This is a genomic window from Syntrophorhabdaceae bacterium (assembly GCA_028713955.1).
Classification (GTDB): domain Bacteria; phylum Desulfobacterota; class Syntrophorhabdia; order Syntrophorhabdales; family Syntrophorhabdaceae; genus UBA5609.
Map to the genome: position 1 here is coordinate 1 of JAQTNJ010000040.1, position 18,135 is coordinate 18,135.

At 49.4% G+C, this 18,135-nt stretch carries 20 protein-coding genes; 13 read left to right on the forward strand and 7 right to left on the reverse strand.

What is annotated here, in order from left to right; all coding sequences use genetic code 11:
• Positions 1-399: 399 nt before the first annotated feature.
• From PHU49_05515 to PHU49_05545, 7 genes are all read left to right on the forward strand, one after another.
• Positions 400-1,026: a toxin-antitoxin system YwqK family antitoxin gene (locus PHU49_05515; protein ID MDD5243455.1), complete on the forward strand. Its 627-nt coding sequence runs from the start codon at positions 400-402 to the stop codon at positions 1,024-1,026.
• A gap of 21 nt (positions 1,027-1,047) precedes the next feature.
• Entirely contained in the window at positions 1,048-1,455 is a 408-nt protein-coding gene (rnk, locus tag PHU49_05520) for a nucleoside diphosphate kinase regulator (protein ID MDD5243456.1), read from the forward strand.
• 142 nt (positions 1,456-1,597) lie between these two features.
• Positions 1,598-2,437 (forward strand): site-specific integrase, encoded by an 840-nt coding sequence (locus tag PHU49_05525; protein MDD5243457.1) that lies wholly within the window; start codon positions 1,598-1,600, stop codon positions 2,435-2,437.
• A 332-nt stretch (positions 2,438-2,769) separates the two neighbouring features.
• Positions 2,770-3,072, forward strand: coding sequence for a type II toxin-antitoxin system RelE/ParE family toxin (locus PHU49_05530; protein ID MDD5243458.1), 303 nt, complete (start codon positions 2,770-2,772; stop codon positions 3,070-3,072).
• A 3-nt stretch (positions 3,073-3,075) separates the two neighbouring features.
• Complete coding sequence (locus PHU49_05535) at positions 3,076-3,357, forward strand: putative addiction module antidote protein (protein MDD5243459.1); 282 nt, start codon at positions 3,076-3,078, stop codon at positions 3,355-3,357.
• Positions 3,358-3,790: 433 nt separating this feature from the next.
• Positions 3,791-4,216: a potassium channel family protein gene (locus tag PHU49_05540; GenBank protein ID MDD5243460.1), complete on the forward strand. Its 426-nt coding sequence runs from the start codon at positions 3,791-3,793 to the stop codon at positions 4,214-4,216.
• Between the two features lie 7 nt (positions 4,217-4,223).
• On the forward strand, positions 4,224-6,053 hold the full coding sequence (locus tag PHU49_05545) for a cation:proton antiporter (GenBank protein MDD5243461.1): 1,830 nt from the start codon (positions 4,224-4,226) through the stop codon (positions 6,051-6,053).
• Positions 6,054-6,264: 211 nt separating this feature from the next.
• On the opposite strand, the gene PHU49_05550 is transcribed toward PHU49_05545, so the two are convergent.
• The 7 genes from PHU49_05550 to PHU49_05580 form a co-directional block, all read right to left on the reverse strand.
• Complete coding sequence (locus PHU49_05550; protein ID MDD5243462.1) at positions 6,265-7,845, reverse strand: FMN-binding glutamate synthase family protein; 1,581 nt, start codon at positions 7,843-7,845, stop codon at positions 6,265-6,267.
• Between the two features lie 18 nt (positions 7,846-7,863).
• On the reverse strand, positions 7,864-8,541 hold the full coding sequence (locus tag PHU49_05555) for a 2Fe-2S iron-sulfur cluster-binding protein (protein MDD5243463.1): 678 nt from the start codon (positions 8,539-8,541) through the stop codon (positions 7,864-7,866).
• A gap of 32 nt (positions 8,542-8,573) precedes the next feature.
• A complete protein-coding gene (locus PHU49_05560; protein ID MDD5243464.1) occupies positions 8,574-10,439 on the reverse strand; it encodes an NADH-ubiquinone oxidoreductase-F iron-sulfur binding region domain-containing protein in 1,866 nt (621 codons plus the stop codon).
• Positions 10,436-11,284, reverse strand: coding sequence for an NAD(P)H-dependent oxidoreductase subunit E (locus PHU49_05565; protein ID MDD5243465.1), 849 nt, complete (start codon positions 11,282-11,284; stop codon positions 10,436-10,438). The genes PHU49_05560 and PHU49_05565 overlap by 4 nt, the downstream gene beginning before the upstream one ends.
• Positions 11,285-11,331: 47 nt before the next feature.
• On the reverse strand, positions 11,332-11,658 hold the full coding sequence (locus tag PHU49_05570) for a hypothetical protein (GenBank protein ID MDD5243466.1): 327 nt from the start codon (positions 11,656-11,658) through the stop codon (positions 11,332-11,334).
• A gap of 264 nt (positions 11,659-11,922) precedes the next feature.
• Positions 11,923-13,326, reverse strand: a complete 1,404-nt coding sequence (locus PHU49_05575) for a sigma-54 dependent transcriptional regulator (GenBank protein ID MDD5243467.1) — start codon at positions 13,324-13,326, stop codon at positions 11,923-11,925.
• Complete coding sequence (locus tag PHU49_05580) at positions 13,242-14,414, reverse strand: ATP-binding protein (GenBank protein MDD5243468.1); 1,173 nt, start codon at positions 14,412-14,414, stop codon at positions 13,242-13,244. Before PHU49_05580 ends, PHU49_05575 begins: the two co-directional genes overlap by 85 nt.
• A gap of 138 nt (positions 14,415-14,552) precedes the next feature.
• Between PHU49_05580 and PHU49_05585 the strand changes: the two genes are divergently transcribed.
• The 6 genes from PHU49_05585 to PHU49_05610 all read left to right on the forward strand — a co-directional run bounded on the left by PHU49_05585 (position 14,553) and on the right by PHU49_05610 (position 17,724).
• Positions 14,553-15,593, forward strand: a complete 1,041-nt coding sequence (locus PHU49_05585; GenBank protein ID MDD5243469.1) for a rod shape-determining protein — start codon at positions 14,553-14,555, stop codon at positions 15,591-15,593.
• 40 nt (positions 15,594-15,633) lie between these two features.
• Entirely contained in the window at positions 15,634-16,215 is a 582-nt protein-coding gene (locus tag PHU49_05590) for an ARMT1-like domain-containing protein (protein MDD5243470.1), read from the forward strand.
• Positions 16,212-16,541: a hypothetical protein gene (locus tag PHU49_05595; GenBank protein ID MDD5243471.1), complete on the forward strand. Its 330-nt coding sequence runs from the start codon at positions 16,212-16,214 to the stop codon at positions 16,539-16,541. Before PHU49_05590 ends, PHU49_05595 begins: the two co-directional genes overlap by 4 nt.
• Before the next feature lie 187 nt (positions 16,542-16,728).
• Complete coding sequence (locus PHU49_05600; GenBank protein MDD5243472.1) at positions 16,729-17,052, forward strand: hypothetical protein; 324 nt, start codon at positions 16,729-16,731, stop codon at positions 17,050-17,052.
• Positions 17,053-17,069: 17 nt separating this feature from the next.
• Complete coding sequence (locus tag PHU49_05605; protein MDD5243473.1) at positions 17,070-17,237, forward strand: hypothetical protein; 168 nt, start codon at positions 17,070-17,072, stop codon at positions 17,235-17,237.
• Positions 17,224-17,724 carry a hypothetical protein gene (locus PHU49_05610; GenBank protein ID MDD5243474.1) on the forward strand — a complete coding sequence of 167 codons (501 nt, stop codon included), beginning with the start codon at positions 17,224-17,226 and terminating at the stop codon, positions 17,722-17,724. The genes PHU49_05605 and PHU49_05610 overlap by 14 nt, the downstream gene beginning before the upstream one ends.
• Positions 17,725-18,135: the final 411 nt, after the last annotated feature.

An 18,135-nucleotide genomic window follows, 5' to 3' on the forward strand; every position in this document is an offset into this window, starting at 1 on the left:
CTCTGATATCTGATTTCCTGAGTTCTGCTGTCATTGAATCTTTATCTTTCATTTGCTTTCTCCTTCCCGCCCTTAGAGTCTAAACTATTGGGTAGAAAGTGTCTCACTTATATTGGCACAGAGGGCTGAATATTTTTGAGATCAATACCTAATAGAAATAGCAGTTTGACATCATGCCACTTTTATGTTAATTTTATAAATGATTTGCGTGGCAAAATACAGTTTCTTTTGTGTTAACTCAAGCGCTCTATGTATCCTTAAATCAGCTTTTAAAACAATACTGTAAAAACTAGTTTTCATCGTTTCACCTCTGGCAAACATTTAGGATGTTTGCCTTTAGTTTATGTTCTTTGGCACTGTTATTATTAGAGAAACAAAGAAATACTTGGAAGGATAAATGTGGTAACAAGGATTGTCTCATTCAAAGAGAAAGGACGGTTTGAACAGATACGTTACTATTGCGACGATCAAGAAATAGCGACGGAATTATATGATAAAAATGGCATTCTTCTTCATGGGACAGGTACAATTCCCAACGGTATTGTGAGGGAGTACTACCGAATCGGTGTGATAAAAAAAGAAATTATGTTCAAAGATGGCAGAGCACATGGAAGGGGTATTGATTATTACCCAAGTGGGGAAATATTTGAGAAAAGCACTTTCATGCAAGGCCACTTGCACGGTCCAAGTAGAATGTATAGACGTGACGGCACACCATGGGTTGAAGCAAACTATAAAGACGGCAAACTTAACGGAGCTTTTACAAGTTATCATGATAATGGGAACATCGAAACAAGAGCAGAATACAGTGACGGGAGATTAAATGGATCATATAAAAAGTGCGACATATATGGCAACTTGCTGGAAGAGGGGACGTTCAACCAAGGGGAACGGCGGGGCGACTACAGGTACTATCATACAACCGGACAGTTGGCAAGGATTGAGAGATACAGCCGAGGAAAACTAATCTGTCTTGAGGAATTTGATGAGGAAGGCAGGGCAACTATCGTTACAGAGTATAGATAAAATGTATCAGGAGGTAACGTTATGAAAACAAGAGAAATCTATATAACGGAATACGACATGGAAAAACTACGCGCGATTATAGAGATATATGGCGGGAACGATAATCCCTACCTTGAAAATCTGGAAGATGAGCTGGACAAAGCAAGGGTCGTGGATCCGAAAAACATCCCTGATAATGTTGTCACCATGAATTCAATAGTCCGCATCAAAGACTTGGATACTGGCGAAGAAAAGACATTCACTCTTGTCTTTCCAGGCAAAACAAATATTACCGAAAAGGCTGTTTCAATACTGGCACCAATAGGGACTGCCTTAATCGGTTACAGGGAAGGGGACATAATAGAATGGGAGGTCCCAGCGGGAACAAAAAGATTCCAAGTAATGGAAGTTATCTATCAGCCAGAAAGACTAGGCAATTACGATTTGTAATTCTCAACATATAATTTCACTGAATCAATTTAGTAGTAGTACCTTCATAAGGACAAACCTTTTTGCCTTCAAAACCCCTCATCAGCCTCTTCCTGTTCTATACTCATACTATCCCCAAGGACCTTCAAAAGAGGAGGTAGCCATGAACGTAAAAGAAGCGATATCATTATTCAGGTTTTACCAGCAGGCAAACCACAGAAAAAGAACTGCGGACAGCTACAGATTCTTATTGCAGTATTTCGACTCTCTTTTTTCTGATCGTGATCTCGATTCCATAAAAGCAGACGAAATCTACCATTTCCTGGAACAGATGACAAAAACATTATCCAAAGCCACCGGAAGGTTAAGGTATGCCCAGCTCAAAGCTTTCTTTAACTTTATCATTGAAAAATGTTTGCCAGATCTCAAGAACCCATGCAGTGCCCCTCTGCTTTCAAAGACATTCAGGATGCCAAGGCAGACACCGAAGATGATCCTTGAAAAGGAGATTGTCGATGAGATGATATACAACACAAAAAACCAGAGGAACAGGTTGATGCTTGAACTTATGGCTCGCTGCGGGCTAAGGATAGGCGAACTGCTAAATATCAGGGCATCAGATGTCTCCGAAAGAAGGCTTACCATCAAGACCCCAAAGTCAGGAAACGAATCGGAGGCCGCCTTCATGCCGGAACAGGTAGCAAAACGGCTCAGTGAATATATAACCCATAAAGGAATGTCTTCTGATACCCGTGTATTCCCCATCTGCTACTCTACGGCAAGGACATTCATCAAAAAGCTGGGAAGCAGATTACAGATTACCCTATCTCCCCACGACCTCAGAAGATATTCTGCCACCTATGCCAGCCGCAACGGAGTACCGTTGGAAATCGTGTCCAAGGTGATACTCCGTCATCAGGACTTAAAGACAACACAGATTTACCTGGGCAAGGTAAGTGAGCATGAAGCGATACGCTGGATGGATATTCTCCATGGCAAATAAAAATAACCTGTAATGTATTACGGGTAGAAACATAAAGGTCTTTGGGGAACTGTTGTTTCTTCATAAACAGATTCTGCGGCTGACCGTTTGTGTTGTTTTATATGTTACGGGGCGTAATTAACAATCTTGGGCAGCTGGGAAGTATGTTGGCTTTCAGGAGGTAATAAATTGGTTGGGCAACCACAACAATTTACATTTCGTGGTGTCAGGCCTTTTTCCCGATATTGCAGAAACCGCTAGATAAGTTACAAAGAAATGGCACGCTTTTCCCGAAACCTTACCATAGCCTTTCCACTTGACATAATGTATCTCATAGGATACATTATATACTAGTGATCAAGATTAAACAGACTGAAGCGTATGAAGAATGGTTTGACAGTCTTTCTGATAGCAGAGCAAAGGCCAGAATAGATGTCAGAATACGCCGCCTGTCTCTTGGCAATCCCGGCGAAACAAGACCGGTAGGTGAAGGAGTTATGGAACTCAAAATAGATTACGGACCGGGTTACCGGGTTTATTATGTGAGCAAAGGCAAAACCTTTGTTATTCTTCTTGCCGGAGGGGATAAGAAAACACAGAATAAAGACATAGCCAGAGCAAAGATGCTGGCCAAAGAGATTCAAGCGGAGGGATAAGCTATGAAAACAAGACCATGGGATGCTGCAGACCATCTGAAAACCGAAGAAGATATGGTAAATTATCTTGAAGCGGCGTTTGAGGATGGTGACCCTTCTCTCATACAGGCTGCCATAGGTGATATAGCAAGAGCGAGAGGCATGACTGACATTGCCAAAAACACCGGTCTCGGTCGGGAAAGTCTGTACAAATCTTTGAATCCCGGGGGCAACCCCTCCTTTGCCACAGTCCTCAAGGTAATAAAGATACTTGGTCTTTCATTACGGTTGCAAAGACAAGCATAGATATTCTTATATTTACATGATGTAGATACTGGCGTGGTTTTCCCATATAAATTCGATACAAAAGCCAAACCTTATTGAATACTTGTCGGATTTGTTAATAACGGGGCGAAATGTGCAAATATTTGTCAGCTTATTTTCTGTTCCAGCATGTATTGGGCTGCTTCCTGAACTGAACAATTTTGCAATGCAATGGTTTATCTGCGCTTTTAAGCAATAATCATTGGTTAACTGAAGACGATTCCTTCTCTGAGCACTTATCCGTTGACTTTCATTTTTCTTTTTATTATCATGTCACTTTATAAACAAATCATATTCATAACAGTTTTATTTTCCCATAAAAAGATTTAACAAAACTACTTTAAATAGCTATTGCAAATGGCACTCCAAAAAAAACACATCTAAAAGACTTAAATTGCGAGGGGGTTTAGTCGGTATGAAAAAGATTTTAATAAACATCATCAATAACGATAAAAGCCCGTACTATATCGTATTGTTCTTTATGGTTGTGTCGGTCTTTTTTTCAGCCTTGTACTATATGATATTGCCGTCTTTAGAAGGATACCCCTCGTTAAAGCATAGCAGCCATGGTTCAGGGCAAGCTGCCTTAATAACGTACTTGGATTGTTTTTATTTTAGCGTAACAACGCAGACGACCGTCGGATATGGGGACATCATACCCTTTTCCACGCTGGGAAAAGTATGTAGTATAATTCAGGCGGCGTTCGGCTATTTCTACCTTGCCTTCACGATAGCTATTTTTGCGTGCAAGAGCATAATCAAGACAAGGAAATTTGAACTTTTATTGCAGGCATATAAAAGAGATATGAAAGGCATAAATGAATATATTGCAAATAATTAAACATCATATGCCTAAGCTACCATTCCGCATAGCTTTATGGGCAGGTGTTTTTGTTCTGTTCTCAAAATATGCAATGGCCGGCGAAAGCGGAGGCGGAAACCTCATAAGCAGTGTGGGCGTCGCAATACTGGCAGCCACCGTTATGTCTTTTATCGGCCACGTATTGAAGCAGCCGCTCCTGCTTGCATATATTGCTGCCGGTGTCTTCATAGGCCCGAATATTGGATTCGGGCTGGTAGCAAGTCTGCACGATATAGAAACAATTTCCCACATCGGGCTCATACTCCTTCTTTTCCTGATAGGTCTCGAAATAGACATTAAAAAGCTGAAGGCATCCGGCAGGTCGCTTGTTGTAAGCGGCCTTTCTCAGTTCGTTATATGTGTTTTGCTCGGGTTGGGGTTCTTTTATTTGCTGGGGTATCGTATCGGCGGAGGGCGGTATGACCTCTTATACCTTGCCGCCTGCTGTGCCTTGAGCAGCACAGCCATTGTCGTGAAACTGCTTTATGGAAAGTTTGAGATCGATACGCTGGCAGGAAGAATCACCTTGGGCGTCCTGGTGTTTCAGGACATATGGGCGATCATATTGCTGGGCATCCAGCCGAACCTTTCTGATCCCCAGATACTTACGATCCTCTTTTCATTCATCAAAGGGGCGGCGCTGGTGGGGATCAGCTTATTGCTCAGTAAATATGTTCTTCCCCGCTTGTTCAGGACCATATCGAAGATTCCCGAGCTTGTCCTGATATCATCGCTCGGCTGGTGCTTTTTTATATGCGGCCTGGCCGGGTTTTTAGATCTATCTCTGGAAATGGGCGCTCTGATCGCGGGGATTGCGATCTCAACATTTCCATATAACCTTGATGTCATAGCAAAAGTGATCAACATAAGGGATTTTTTCGTGACCCTCTTTTTTGTCGCTCTGGGTATGCAGATACCTGATCCATTGAACGCCCCGGGCATCCTGGCAATTGCCGGTGTCGCTTCTCTTTTTCTTATAGGCTCCAGATTTTTATCAATCTACCCGGTCCTATATCTTCTAAAGAACGGAAACAGGGTCAGCATCCTTACATCGATAAACCTTTCACAGATAAGTGAATTTTCGCTCGTGATAACAGCGCTGGGCATGAAGGCTGGTCATATAGGGCAAGATATCATGTCTGTAGTAATCTTTATTTTCGTAATAACCTCGGTAGTTTCAACATATATGATAAAATACAGCGATACCCTGCAGAAAGCATTCAATGGCGTGCTGCAGAATATAGGGCTAAAAGACATCGAGACGCAGCAAGATGAGAGTGAAGAACAATCCGGTAAGGAGATTGCCATACTTGGATTCCACCGTACAGCGAGCTCGCTTTTACGAGAGCTGCTTGATATGGATCAAAACGCTTCATTGGCAAAGTTAAAGGATAAGATCGTGGTGGTTGACTTCAATCCGGAAGTGCACTCAACGCTCCAGGCAATGGGTATCAAGGTCATATATGGGGATATTGGCCACCTTGACACACTCCACCACGCCGGAATCCATCAAGCTAAGCTGGTTATTTCTACGATACCCGACACTATATTGGTCGGAACGGATAACCTGAAACTTATAAGGCATATAAAAAATATCAGCCCCCACGCAAAGATCATTGTTACGGCCGAGAGTGTACAAAGAGCTTTAAAGATGTATACAGAAGGCGCTGATTATGTTTTATTGCCGAGAGTGCTTACATCAAGGCATCTTATCTCGATGATCGATGAGATGCTGTCGATGGATCCATCACGTTTAAAGTGTATACTCGAAAGTGAAATTGCAGCGCTCAAAGAACGTGATGAAATAATTCGCTGAAAGCAATAATGAAGAAAATAAATTGTGAAGGATGTTCCTAGACATTATATTGCAGGCATTCTCAAAGTTGTAATCAAATATTTCATCAAGAATTACTTTTATGTAATGACCAAAGTGATAATCCAGTCTAACAAAGATACAGCCATCTTCATCCAATAGCTCTCTAAGAAATAAGAGTCTTTCTCTCAATCCTTCGATAAACTCGCCGCCTTCAGGAAAGTATCTTTTCGACCTCTGCCCTGTCAACATCCATAATATACTGGATGTTGCTGATCTCGGCCGCTTCACGGGTCAATGCCGCCAGGTCGTTCCGCGACATATGCTCCAGGGAAAACTTCCTGCTCCCGGCCATGAGCTGACGAAGACCCTGCGCCAGCCGTTCATAGTATGTATAGAGGCCGATCGCGCCTGTGGGCAGTTTTTCGAATGCCTCATTTCCCAGTTCCTTGCGGAGAGAGCTTGCGGTGACAAAGATCTCGTCCTTTGTATTGCCGAACCGCTCTATATAGACAGGAACCTGCTGCGCCGCAATAGACAGGCCTATCGTCTTGCCTACCATTGCCGCAGCTATAGGGGCGCGCGCCATTCCCACTATCTTCACAAAGGGCGCGCCCATGGCAAGGCCTTTGAATATCTGATCCTCGAATACGAATCCGCCGTTCACAGCGATAGCGGGCAGGTATCTCTTCTTTTCCGAAAGCCTCTTTGCGTACTGATACACAAGCGAGTGAAGCTCCACAGGGGGAACGCCCCATTCGTTCATCATCCGCCACGGGCTCATCCCTGTGCCGCCGCCGGCAGCATCAACGGTAAGAAGGTCCAGCTTATATTTTGACGAGAATGAAACGGCACGCGCCAGATCGGCAGGGCGGTATGCCCCGGTCTTGAGGAAGATATATTTTGCCCCTGCCTTGCGGAGGCCATCCACGGTCTTCGCAAAAGATTCCTCGGTTATCATTCCAACCCTCGAATGCCGCTCGAACTCCTTGAATGCCCCCATTTCAAAGGCCTTTATCACATTCGGGTCATTGGGGTTGGGCAGCACAATGTATCCCCTCTCCTGAAGCATCTGCGCCTTCTTCAGGTCCTTTATCTTGACCTCGCCGCCTATGTCCTTTGCGCCCTGGCCCCACTTGAGCTCCACGCATTCTACCCCGAGTTCCCCGATGGCGTATTCCTGCACCTTCAAGCGGCTGTCTTCCACATTGGCCTGCACGATGATCGCACCGTACCCGTCATGCTGATAGTCCTTGTACAGTTTTACGCGGCGCTTCAGGTCCACAGTATCAACAATCCTGCCACCCTTGAAAACGGCTTCAGGGTCCATTCCGACGACATTTTCGCCTATGGTGAGCCCTGTGCCTGACAGCGCGGAGCCTATCGCAAGCCCCTCCCAGTTGTTTTTGGCGATGTTGGTCGAGCCGATGCCGGAGATGATCCAGGGGTAACGAAATCTTATCCCCCTGTCATACCCTATATGGACCTCAAGGCTTACCGCCGGGAAGATGGCCTTGTCGCTATCGGCCTCTATGCCTTGTGCGCCCACTACCGTGCCCATAATGTTGAAATGCGAATAGTCGACAGGATATTTCTTTTCCGCTGCCGTGGTGATGACGCCGAAGGGCTGCGGGTATATAACTTCATGGCCGCGGTATGCGGACTTGCCTATTTCGCACATGCCGATGCAGCCGTCGACGCAGGTTACGCACATGCCTGAGGCAGGGGTTATCGACTCCTCGGTCCTGTTCTTGGTAAGGGTTGCGCTTGAGGTGTTTATTCTTGAAAAAGACATGTATAGCTCTCCTTTCTGCTAATCTTTTTTTATTTCACACGCCGCGCACGGCGACATGTAGCACATCATGTCGTGGAACTGCTCCTTCTCGAGACAGGGCGGGCTCAAGTTCGCGCAGCCGCCGCATATTGCCTTTTCCGGTTCAGTGTAAGTGCACCGGAGCTCGCAGGCCGGGCAGATATACATGCAGGCGCCGCAGAGCCTGCAGACGTCCGAACGAACATCGAACGGCGTCCCGATGCTCCTGTTGGTCCCGCGACCACGGAATCCGATCGCGTTGGCCATCATCTGTTCCTTGCACATGCGCACGCACAATCCGCACAGTATGCAGTCTTCGTATTCCTGTCGAAATCGCTGCTGGCGCACGTTATATTGAGAGGCAATGTCCTGAATCGTTTTCGACTGCGGACATGATGCGAGCAGGAGCTCTATAATCATTCTTCGCGCCTTTATGACCCGTTCCGAGGCGGTCCGGACCTTCAGACCCTCCTCTGCCGGATAGGTGCACGATGAAACGAGCCTCGCGCCCTCCCCCTCCCCGATCTCCACCACGCAAAGCCTGCACGCCCCGTAAGGAGTAAGCCCCTCCTTGTGGCACAGCGTGGGGATGGGGAAGCCATAAAAATTTGCGGCTTCGAGCAGCGTCGTCCCCTCTTCAACGGAGACGTTGAGGCCATTTAATGTAAGGTTTATCATGTGCGCTCCTCTTCTTTATCGTTTACTTCCGCTCATACCACTTCTACGGCGCCTGCCTTACAAACGTCCCTGCAGTTCCCGCACTTGATGCACCTGTCCGCATCTATAACGTGCCGTTGCTTCTTCTTTCCTGTGATCGCTCCCTGGGGACAGGCCTTCACACAGAGCATACATCCTGTGCAGCGGTCACTGATAAAATAGGTGACGAGACCTTTGCATACCCCTGCCGGACAACGCTTCTTTTCGATATGCTCAATGTATTCGTCCCGGAAGTAGCGCAGCGTGGAGAGGACGGGATTTGACGCCGTCTGTCCCAGGCCGCACATGGTCGTGTCCCGTACGGTTACAGCGAGCTCTTCAAGGAGGTCAAGAGATTCAAGGTTTCCCTTTCCCCTTGAGATATCGTCAAGTATCTCGTACATCCTCTGGGTGCCTTTCCGGCACGTGAAGCATTTTCCGCAGGACTCGTCCTTCAGGAAGTTCATGAAGTACTTGGCCACATCCACCATGCAGGTCTTGTCGTCCATTACGATCATGCCGCCGGACCCCATGATAGAGCCTACATTTTTCAGGCTTTCATAGTCGATCGTCAGATCGAACATCGATGCCGGGATGCAGCCCCCGGATGGGCCCCCGGTCTGGATTGCCTTTATTGCTCCGTTCTCTGCCGGTCCTCCTCCGATATTACCGACGACCTCTCTTATGGTCATTCCCATCGGAACCTCGACAAGCCCCGTGTTTTTTATCTTTCCTACAAGGCTGAAGATCTTTGTTCCGGAGCTTCTCTCCGTCCCTACACCGGCAAAAGACCGGCCGCCAAAGCTTATTATGACAGGGATATTCGCCCAGGTCTCCACATTGTTTATCATGGTAGGTTTTCCGTAGAGTCCTTTCACGATCGGGAATGGCGGCCTCTGCCGGGGCTCTCCCATCCTGCCCTCGATAGACCTTATCAACGCGGTCTCTTCACCGCAGACAAACGCGCCTGCTCCCTTCACGATCTCTACGTCAAAAGACAACCCTGTTCCCATGATGTCCTTACCGAGCAGGCCCAATTCCCCGGCCTGCGAAAGGGCAACGTTGAGATGTTTGATCGCCAGCGGATATTCGGTGCGGATGTAGATGATGCCCTCCGTCGCGCCCGTACCGTAGGCGCCTATCAGCATGCCCTCAATGATGCTGTGGGGGTTGCCCTCCAGGACGCTTCTGTCCATATAAGCGCCGGGGTCCCCCTCGTCGGCATTGCATATAAGGTATTTTGCGGCGCCGTTTTTCTGGGAGGCGAAGAGCTCCCACTTCTGCCCTGTGGGAAACCCCGCTCCACCCCGCCCTCTCAGCCCCGATGCCTTTACCTCATCGAGCACAAACCGGGGCCCTTGCCCGGACATGACCTTCGCGAAAGATTGATAGCCGCCGTTGCGTATGTAATCATCGATGCGAAGGGGGTCGACCTTTTCGTTCCGGCCGATGATGGTCCTGAGCTGTCTTTTAAAAAAGGGTATATCTTCCTCTCTCTCGATCCGCCTGCCTGTTTCAGGATCGACAAAAAGCAGCCTTTCGACGATGTCGCCTTTCGCTGTCGCCTCAATGATCGTTATCATATCGTCCGGGTTTATCTTCGGATAGAATGTCCTCCTGGGCTCCACAAGCGCGGACGGTTCCATTGCGCAGAAGCCGTGGCAGCCCGTAATGCGGAGGCGGATCCTGCCTGTGAGCTTTTTCTGCAGAAGCTCGCCCTTTGCCACGCGGATCAAAGCGTTTGCGCCGCTTGCCTGGCCGCAGGTGCCTGCGGAGATGACGATGGTCGGCATCTCCGGATCGTCATGGGCAATGAGCTGCGCCTGCATTGCAAAGAATTCATCTACTGATGCGAGCTTATCCCTGCGCACATCCATCATGCCGCAGCTCCGTTGAGCTCAAGCATGTGCCCGGCGCATCCGGTGCGCGTACAGATGCTGACAACCCCGCCTCCCCCGTTTACTTTTACCGTCGCCATCGGTGCGTTGCATTCCATGCAGCCGGCCTTGCCCTGGAGGCTCGAACCGCAATGGGGGCAGAGAAATTTGACCAGCGTATTATCCGGGATCTCGTGCTCGTAGATCCTCGTAAAATTGCCGTAAAGGGAGGGCAGCCTCGCCCATCCCCTCGCCTCTCCCGCCAGAACATTGACCCGGATGGACGGATAACCCGCAAGGCGATATTCGCTGTCCATCAGGCTCCGGTTGCACTGCGGACAGGCGGCCTCAATGGGAAAGAGATACATCTTCGCATTCCCGTTCGATCCATACACCCCGTCCTTTGTTCCCTGGATTATATCCTTGGTATCCCCAGGGGCTACATTTGCGAAATAGTGCCCGTCCGAAACAACGATCGGGCCCAAAGCGCATGCCCCGAGGCAGTTTACCGTTTCAAGGGTGATCTCATTGTCAGGGGTCGTCCCGCCCGGCGCCAGATCCAATTGCCGCTTGAATTCATCCACGACGGCCTGGGCGCCGCGGACGTGGCACGCGGTGCCAAGGCATGCCGATATGCAGTGTTTCCCCCGCGGCTTCAGGCTGAATGCCTTGTAGAACGTTGCAACGCCGTAGATATCCACAAGCGGATATCCGGTCTCTCTGGCAATAAGCCTCAGCGCCTTTTCGGGCAGATAGGCGTACCTCTCCTGGATGTTTTCAAGGATGGAGATGATCCCCGCCTTCCCGTTGCCTTTACGAATTATATTGAGAATATCTTTTGTTTCCATATTGTTCTCTCCTGCACATGTATTCTCCCTGCTTTCCGGGAGTTCCTTTATCGATACTCTTCACAATGCCATATACCGCCTTCGTGCCTGGAAAAGACACAATCGTCCCGGTTCTCGCATGTTGTACACAGTCCTATATGGTTTCCACTGCAATCCTTTTCTTCGCTGATGCCCCCCTGCACCCGGCGGACATTCTTTCTTGCAGACCCGTCGTCATCGTCAAATTCCTCGCAGTAAAAGACCGGCCCCTCCGACTTCCTCGCAAACGAGCATATTTCGAGGTTCACGCAGGAGGGGCAGAGGCCCTGGTATATGTTCTCTTCGAAAAGAACAGGCTTTGCCTTTCCCTTCACTGCCCTGGCCATCCTCTTCATGCACACCTCCCCTTCGGTTCGGTTGGTTTTTCTGTCTAAAAGAAATGCACTTTCCCTGCCACGGTTTTTTAATCAGGAGAAAGAGCGGACTTCCTCCTTGCGATTACCGTTGATCGCACATCATCTTGCATGGTTACGTGTAGTAGTATTTTTCAGCGAAGAAAAGGGGACGGCCTCTGCCGTCGGGTAGTTCTGCGCCACCGGGGAATTATTCCCCTTTGCGCTGTCGTTAGATCGAGGAAAGCCAAGTCCTCGTGGCCGTCTTCATGAATATGTTTTTCGCGTTTTTGAAAGTTTTTCGCGCAGGGTCTTTCTGTCGATCCCGAGGATCTCTGCCGCCTTGGTCTTATTGCCGTTTACACTGGCTAAAACATTCCTGATGTATTCGGCCTCGACCGACGCGAGGGTGCGGTTGAAAGACCCGTGCCCGAGGGCCGAAAAACGCATGTGCTCGGGGAGATCAGGGGCGTCTACCGTGACCCCGTCTGTCATAACGACAAGGCGCTGCACCGTATTTTCAAGCTCCCTCACGTTCCCCGGCCAGTGGTAATTCCGGAGAACCTCCAACGCCCGATCAGAAAACCGGGGCGCCGGCCGTCCCAGCTCCTCTGAGAACTTCCTGGAAAAAAAACGGATCAAAAGCAATATATCGCTTCCCCGCTCCCTCAAAGGAGGGAGGTCTGCGGTGATCACATTGATCCGGTAAAAGAGGTCCTCCCGGAACAGTCCTTTTTGGACAAGCGTTTGAAGGTCTTTATTGGTGGATGCAAGGATTCTCACGTCGACCTTCCTTGTACGGCTCGAGCCGACCATGCAGACCTCCTTATCCTGGAGGACCCGTAAAAGTTTGATCTGCATTGCCAGGCTTGTTTCGCTTATCTCATCAAGAAAGATCGTGCCCCCGTCCGCTGTTTGAAAAAAACCGGCGCGGGTCTCTGCCGCCCCGGTAAAGGCGCCCTTGATATGCCCGAAGAGCTCGCTTTCAAGCAACTCTTCGGGTATTGCCCCGCAATTGACCGGTACAAAGGGCGCTGCAACCCTTTTGCTGCTGTAATGGATAGCCCTCGCGACCAGCTCTTTCCCGGTGCCGCTCTCCCCGCAGATAAGCACGGTTGCAGATGTCAGGGCAGCTCTTGCGATAAAGTCCCTGATCTTATCCATGGCAGGCGATTCACCGATAAGGCCATGGGGAGCGGAAGTCTTTTTCTGCGGGCATGCATGGGCAACCCTTCGCATGTGAAGCTTCTTGAGGGTTCGTTCTACAGCGGAAAGAAGCTCATCGTCGGTAAAGGGCTTTACCAGGTATTCTTCGGCCCCTGTCTTCACCGCTTCGACCGCCCCCTGCACGCTGGGGTAGCCGGTGATGATCATCACTTCCATATCGCTGAAGTTTTCACGGATGTGCCTCACAAGATGCACGCCGCTTATGCCGGGCATCTTGAGGTCTGTGATGACAAGGTCGACGGGGTCGGCGTCAAGAATTTTGATGGCTTCAGCAACGCTGGATGCGGTGAATACTATGTACCCTGCGGATGCAAGGTTGCGCCGGAGCACTTCCAGCGTTGCAGGTGCATCATCTACCGTTAAGATGCGGTCTTTTCTGTCGGAGAGCTCCAAGTCTTTTCCCGCACCTTTTTGGATCCTTTGATCGGCAATTCTATCCTGCATACAGTTCCTTGTCCTGCTTTACTTTCGATCCTGATCGAACCTTGATGGGCAACAATGATGCCGTGGGCTACCGGTAACCCCAGGCCCGTTCCCAGTCCTATATCCTTCGTTGTGAAAAAGGGGGTAAATATCTTCTGGAGGACCTCCCTGTCCATGCCGACTCCGGTATCCTCCACGATAATATGGATTTTCCGATGTCCTTTATGTGTGGAGATCGTTAGGTCGCCTCCGTCCGGCATTGCCTGCAGTGCATTGACGATAAGATTTACAAACACCTGCTTCAGTTGTGAAGGGTCGGCATCTATCTCCGGGATATCGGGCGAGAGGGAGCGGGCTGCATTGATCCCGTTGCCTGCGCACCGTGATTCCAGGAAGTTAAAAACCTCATTAACAAGGTTATTGATGTTCACTTTTCCCCGTTGCGGCGGGATCTGGCGGGCAAAGATCAGGAGCTTCTTTACGATCTCGCGGGCATAAAGGGACGTAGCCAGTATCTTGCCGATATCCTCCTGCGCCTGCAAGGGAAGCCCGTGGCATTTCTGTGCAAGCTGGGCAAAACCGAGTATGTGTCCGAGGGGCTCATTTAGTTCATGGGCAACACCGGCAGCAAGCTGGCCGACGGTAGCCAGCCTGTCGGCATGCCTGAGCTGCTCTTCAAGCCTCAGCCTGTCCTGCTCCGCCTCCTTTCGCATTATAACGATTGCAATCTCTTTCGCTACCGCCTCGATCAGATGCCTCTCTTCTTTGAGAAATGGCCCCTCATCGTGCCTCGGTCGTTCATCGCGGTAGCAGACCTCGATATGGCCCCGGCGTTTTCCGTTGATGATGATCGGTTCGCGCTGCCGGTATTTTCCCTGCCGGTAGTTCCGTGTTGAATACGAACAGCCGTCGAGAACAATTCTTGCACAGGCTGCCTCCGGATACAGCCAGGCGGGCGGAAGATCCTCCACAATGTTTACCAGCATCTCATTGATCCCGGCATCTCTCTCGGTGGCAAGACGAGCTATATTATAAAGACAGGAGAGCTCTTTGACGCGTTCACGCAGATCTGCCTGTGCCTTTTCATTAAGTTTGATAAGCGCTTCCATTTTGTCCGATACATTCATTGTAGACAATAGAAAAGGCTATTGCAAGGAGAGATTGCACCCATCCTTAACGACTCTTGATCTCTATGTTTATTGTTTTTAAGGCTTTAAAATAGTATAACTGTTTTGGAAGGAGGAGAAATGTTCGGAGCGCTCTTTGGATTCATATCAAAAGATCTGGGCATTGACCTCGGCACCTCGAACACGCTTGTTTACGCAAAAAACAAAGGCATCGTTTCCAATGAACCCTCTGTGGTGGCTGTTTACAAGGATTCCCGGGGAGCTAAAAAGGTCATCGCCGTCGGCGAAGAGGCAAAAAAGATGCTCGGCAAGACTCCCGGCAACATCGTCGCCACCCATCCGCTCAAGGACGGCGCCATTGCCGATTTCGAGATCACCGAGGCAATGCTCAAGTACTTCATCCAGAAGATACATAATAAAAAATCCTATGCGAGGCCGAGGATCGTCATCTCTGTGCCTTCCGCCATCACTCCCATCGAAAAGCGGGCCGTAAGGGAATCCGCAGAAACAGCGGGGGCGCGGGAGGTGTATCTTATTGAAGAGCCTATGGCCGCCGCGATCGGCGTTGGTCTGCCCATTACCGAGCCGAGCGGCAACATGATCGTCGACATCGGAGGAGGCACCACCGAAGTGGCCGTCATCAGCCTCGCCGGCATTGTCTACTGCAACTCCGTGCGCATTGCCGGCGACAAGATCGAAGAGGCGATCGTTCAGTACGTCAAGCGGAGGTACAACCTCCTCATCGGCGAGAGGACTGCGGAGAACATCAAGATCACCATCGGTTCGGCATACCCGAACCTCGACGGCGAAGAGACGACAATGGAGATCAAGGGAAGGGATCTTATCGCCGGGATACCAAAAGCCCTGGAGATCTCATCAAGGGAGATTCGGGAGGCCATAGCCGAACCCGTCAATGCCATCATAGAAACCATACGGATCGCCCTTGAGCAGACACCGCCGGAACTTGCTGCGGACATCGTTGATAAAGGCATTGTTATCAGCGGCGGAGGGGCGCTCCTTAGGAACCTTGACCTTCTCATCAAGGAAGTGACCCGCCTTCCTGTCATCATCGCGGACAATCCCCTGACCGCGGTTGCCGAAGGGACAGGAAAAGCCCTTGACGAGGTAAATCTCCTGAAAGTGATCACGAGTGAGTCGTGAAGCATGAAATTGATCTTATGAATCCTGGAGGGGAACACCGATGCACATATGGCCTGATTGCTACCCCTGCATCACGAAGATGTTCACGAAGGTTGCAGACATCGCCCTTAACGACGAGCAAAAAATACGGTCATTCGCTGACGCCATTGAAAGAAAAAAACCGGTGTCTCCACAAGACTTCAGAATCACTTCACCTGAGATCATAAGCCGCCTGTGGATCATATTCAGCGAGATGTCGGGGATTGATGACCCCCTGAAAGAAGTAAAAAAGAGACAGAACGATATAGCGCTTCAGCTCTATCCTTTGGTCAAAGAGTCCCTTCTGAAAGACCAGGACCCCCTGTCGTCGGCTGTTAAATTCTCGATCACAGGGAATGCAATCGACATAATGACGATCGCGGCGGAACAGCCGGTGGAAGAGATCATAAAAAAACTGGAAGGCTTTATGCTGGACCCTGCAAGCGCAGAACAGCTAAAGGAAAGGCTTCGCAATGCAAAACGGATCGTCTTTCTGGGGGACAACTGCGGCGAGATCGTCTTTGACAAGATCCTTATCGAGACCATTCGGGGATATTACGGCAGCGATGTCATCTTTATTGCCCGGACGCTGAAGGAACAATGAAGATTTATCCTGTAACTCCAGACCAGGCGTGGGAGATCGCCAAAACCGTCTTTCGTTGGGAGGGCTCGGATGCAATTGAAGAACATAAAGATGAAGGCTATATGCTGACCAGCAGCGGAGTGAACATGGTCTCGTGGGGAGCGGTTATGGGAGCATGGATTGAACCTTTCGATAAGGACCATACGAAGGTTACCGTTGTTACAAAACGCCGGCTCTCTATCAATATTGCAACAACCTTGACAGAAGGTACTTTTCATAACCGTTTTGCACAGGCAGTTGAGATTGTTAAGCGAGGCGAGAAACTTCCGCGTACTGCGCCAAACTAAGATACCAATAGTTTTTACATTATCAAAGACAGGCACCCCCGGCATGGCTCTTAGCGTCCGCCAATGGGCCGTGCCGGCTTGCCTATTTTCTTTTCTCTCTGACACCCTGTTGTCAGTACCGTCTGATAAAATAGAGTATAATTCATAATAAGAGGATGCCGTACATCGGATACAGCGGAGGTCACAGTTGAATAGCAGGGTTTGCCTGGTGATCGCGGGCCTCGGTCTTTCTTTGCTCATCAGTTCCCCTTCTTTTGCCGGGGAGGCGATATACGACAGGGACGGGAACCTGAAATACCGCATCGAAGACAACGGGAGGATCTACGACAGGGACTGGAATCGAAAGGGCAGGGTAGAAGGCAGCAAGGTCTATGACGAGAAGCAGAACTTCAAATACCGCATAGACGGCAACAAGGTATACGACAGGAACTGGGGCCTCAAATACCGGAGAGACGGCGACAGGATCTACGACAGGGACTGGAACCTGAAGGGGAGGATACGGAGACGGTAACGAACCGGAGATGAACCATGGACGACCTTTTTGACATACTCGGCATATCGATGTTTGCATCAGGCGGGAAGTGGTGCACGCTGAACAACATGCCCTGCATCCCCCTTCCGTCCTGCGACTCATACAGGGACGGTGATACCTGTAAATACGAATCCGGCAGGGAAGAGGAAGATGATGAAGAATGATGCCCACAACTACGGCATCATGCAGGCGCTGGCCTTTTCCCTTGCGTTCTTTTGCTTCTTTTGCGCCATCCAGCTTGCCCTTTTTTCCCGGCAATACCAGTACACGACTGAGGAATGGGTAAAGGTGGGGGAGAACGAGGACGGCCAGATGTTCTACGAGAAGAAGTCCGCAGTGAGAAGCATAAGCGGTGAGGCGATGGTCTGGGAAAAGTTCATCTACAGCCGGGGGATGTACGATGACTTGGTTATGTTGATGCCCAATATCGCCGGCGCCTACTATTCCCTCATCCTCGACAGGATCGACTGCAGGCAATATGAATATGTCACCCTCAGGGTGATCTACAGGACCCTGGAGGGGAAGACGCTGCACGATACCGTTGTAGGGAAGATCAAGGACAAATACAAGCTCCTGGGATACAGCGAGATACCTCCCGACTCGCTCATCGGGCAGGTGGCGAATGCGGTCTGCGCCGGCTACTCCATATAAAAAATGTTTGTATTTTTCATTTCATAGATATAGAATGGTTTTAAGGGGTTAAAATGGTTCCTCTGGTTCATTGAGTTTTACTTTTTTTCTTTGGTTGTGATCAGACAGACTAGAAGAAACAGATGAACCGATCGGCTCTCCGCTGATTATTGGTGGGATGTATCAGGTTTTAACGTTGAACGTAGAACGTCGATGATCGATTATAGATGGTCGAGTATCGAGTTTGTTATGAGCCATGAGCTGTTTTACTCTCAGCTCTTCGCTCTCGGCTTTATGCTGCTTCTACGGAACATGTCAATGAAAATGAGACACTTTTGCAAAACATTTAGTGTATCTTCCCATCACTCTTTAATACCGGCCTATTGATCCATACCGTATCGGGGAGTAACATCGGTTTCGGTATCTTCCCCT

Bases quoted from the DNA above. Each gene is read 5' to 3' on its own strand.
- PHU49_05545 (MDD5243461.1), top strand. From the start codon at position 4,224: ATGCCTAAGCTACCATTCCGCATAGCTTTATGGGCAGGTGTTTTTGTT.
- PHU49_05540 (MDD5243460.1), top strand. From the start codon at position 3,791: ATGAAAAAGATTTTAATAAACATCATCAATAACGATAAAAGCCCGTAC.
- PHU49_05560 (MDD5243464.1), bottom strand. From the start codon at position 10,439: ATGATGGATGTGCGCAGGGATAAGCTCGCATCAGTAGATGAATTCTTT.
- PHU49_05585 (MDD5243469.1), top strand. From the start codon at position 14,553: ATGTTCGGAGCGCTCTTTGGATTCATATCAAAAGATCTGGGCATTGAC.
- PHU49_05595 (MDD5243471.1), top strand. From the start codon at position 16,212: ATGAAGATTTATCCTGTAACTCCAGACCAGGCGTGGGAGATCGCCAAA.
- PHU49_05550 (MDD5243462.1), bottom strand. From the start codon at position 7,845: ATGTCTTTTTCAAGAATAAACACCTCAAGCGCAACCCTTACCAAGAAC.
- PHU49_05565 (MDD5243465.1), bottom strand. From the start codon at position 11,284: ATGGAAACAAAAGATATTCTCAATATAATTCGTAAAGGCAACGGGAAG.
- PHU49_05525 (MDD5243457.1), top strand. From the start codon at position 1,598: ATGAACGTAAAAGAAGCGATATCATTATTCAGGTTTTACCAGCAGGCA.
- PHU49_05590 (MDD5243470.1), top strand. From the start codon at position 15,634: ATGCACATATGGCCTGATTGCTACCCCTGCATCACGAAGATGTTCACG.
- PHU49_05610 (MDD5243474.1), top strand. From the start codon at position 17,224: ATGATGAAGAATGATGCCCACAACTACGGCATCATGCAGGCGCTGGCC.
- PHU49_05570 (MDD5243466.1), bottom strand. From the start codon at position 11,658: ATGAAGAGGATGGCCAGGGCAGTGAAGGGAAAGGCAAAGCCTGTTCTT.
- PHU49_05580 (MDD5243468.1), bottom strand. From the start codon at position 14,414: ATGGAAGCGCTTATCAAACTTAATGAAAAGGCACAGGCAGATCTGCGT.
- PHU49_05555 (MDD5243463.1), bottom strand. From the start codon at position 8,541: ATGATAAACCTTACATTAAATGGCCTCAACGTCTCCGTTGAAGAGGGG.
- PHU49_05535 (MDD5243459.1), top strand. From the start codon at position 3,076: ATGAAAACAAGACCATGGGATGCTGCAGACCATCTGAAAACCGAAGAA.
- rnk (MDD5243456.1), top strand. From the start codon at position 1,048: ATGAAAACAAGAGAAATCTATATAACGGAATACGACATGGAAAAACTA.
- PHU49_05605 (MDD5243473.1), top strand. From the start codon at position 17,070: ATGGACGACCTTTTTGACATACTCGGCATATCGATGTTTGCATCAGGC.
- PHU49_05575 (MDD5243467.1), bottom strand. From the start codon at position 13,326: ATGCAGGATAGAATTGCCGATCAAAGGATCCAAAAAGGTGCGGGAAAA.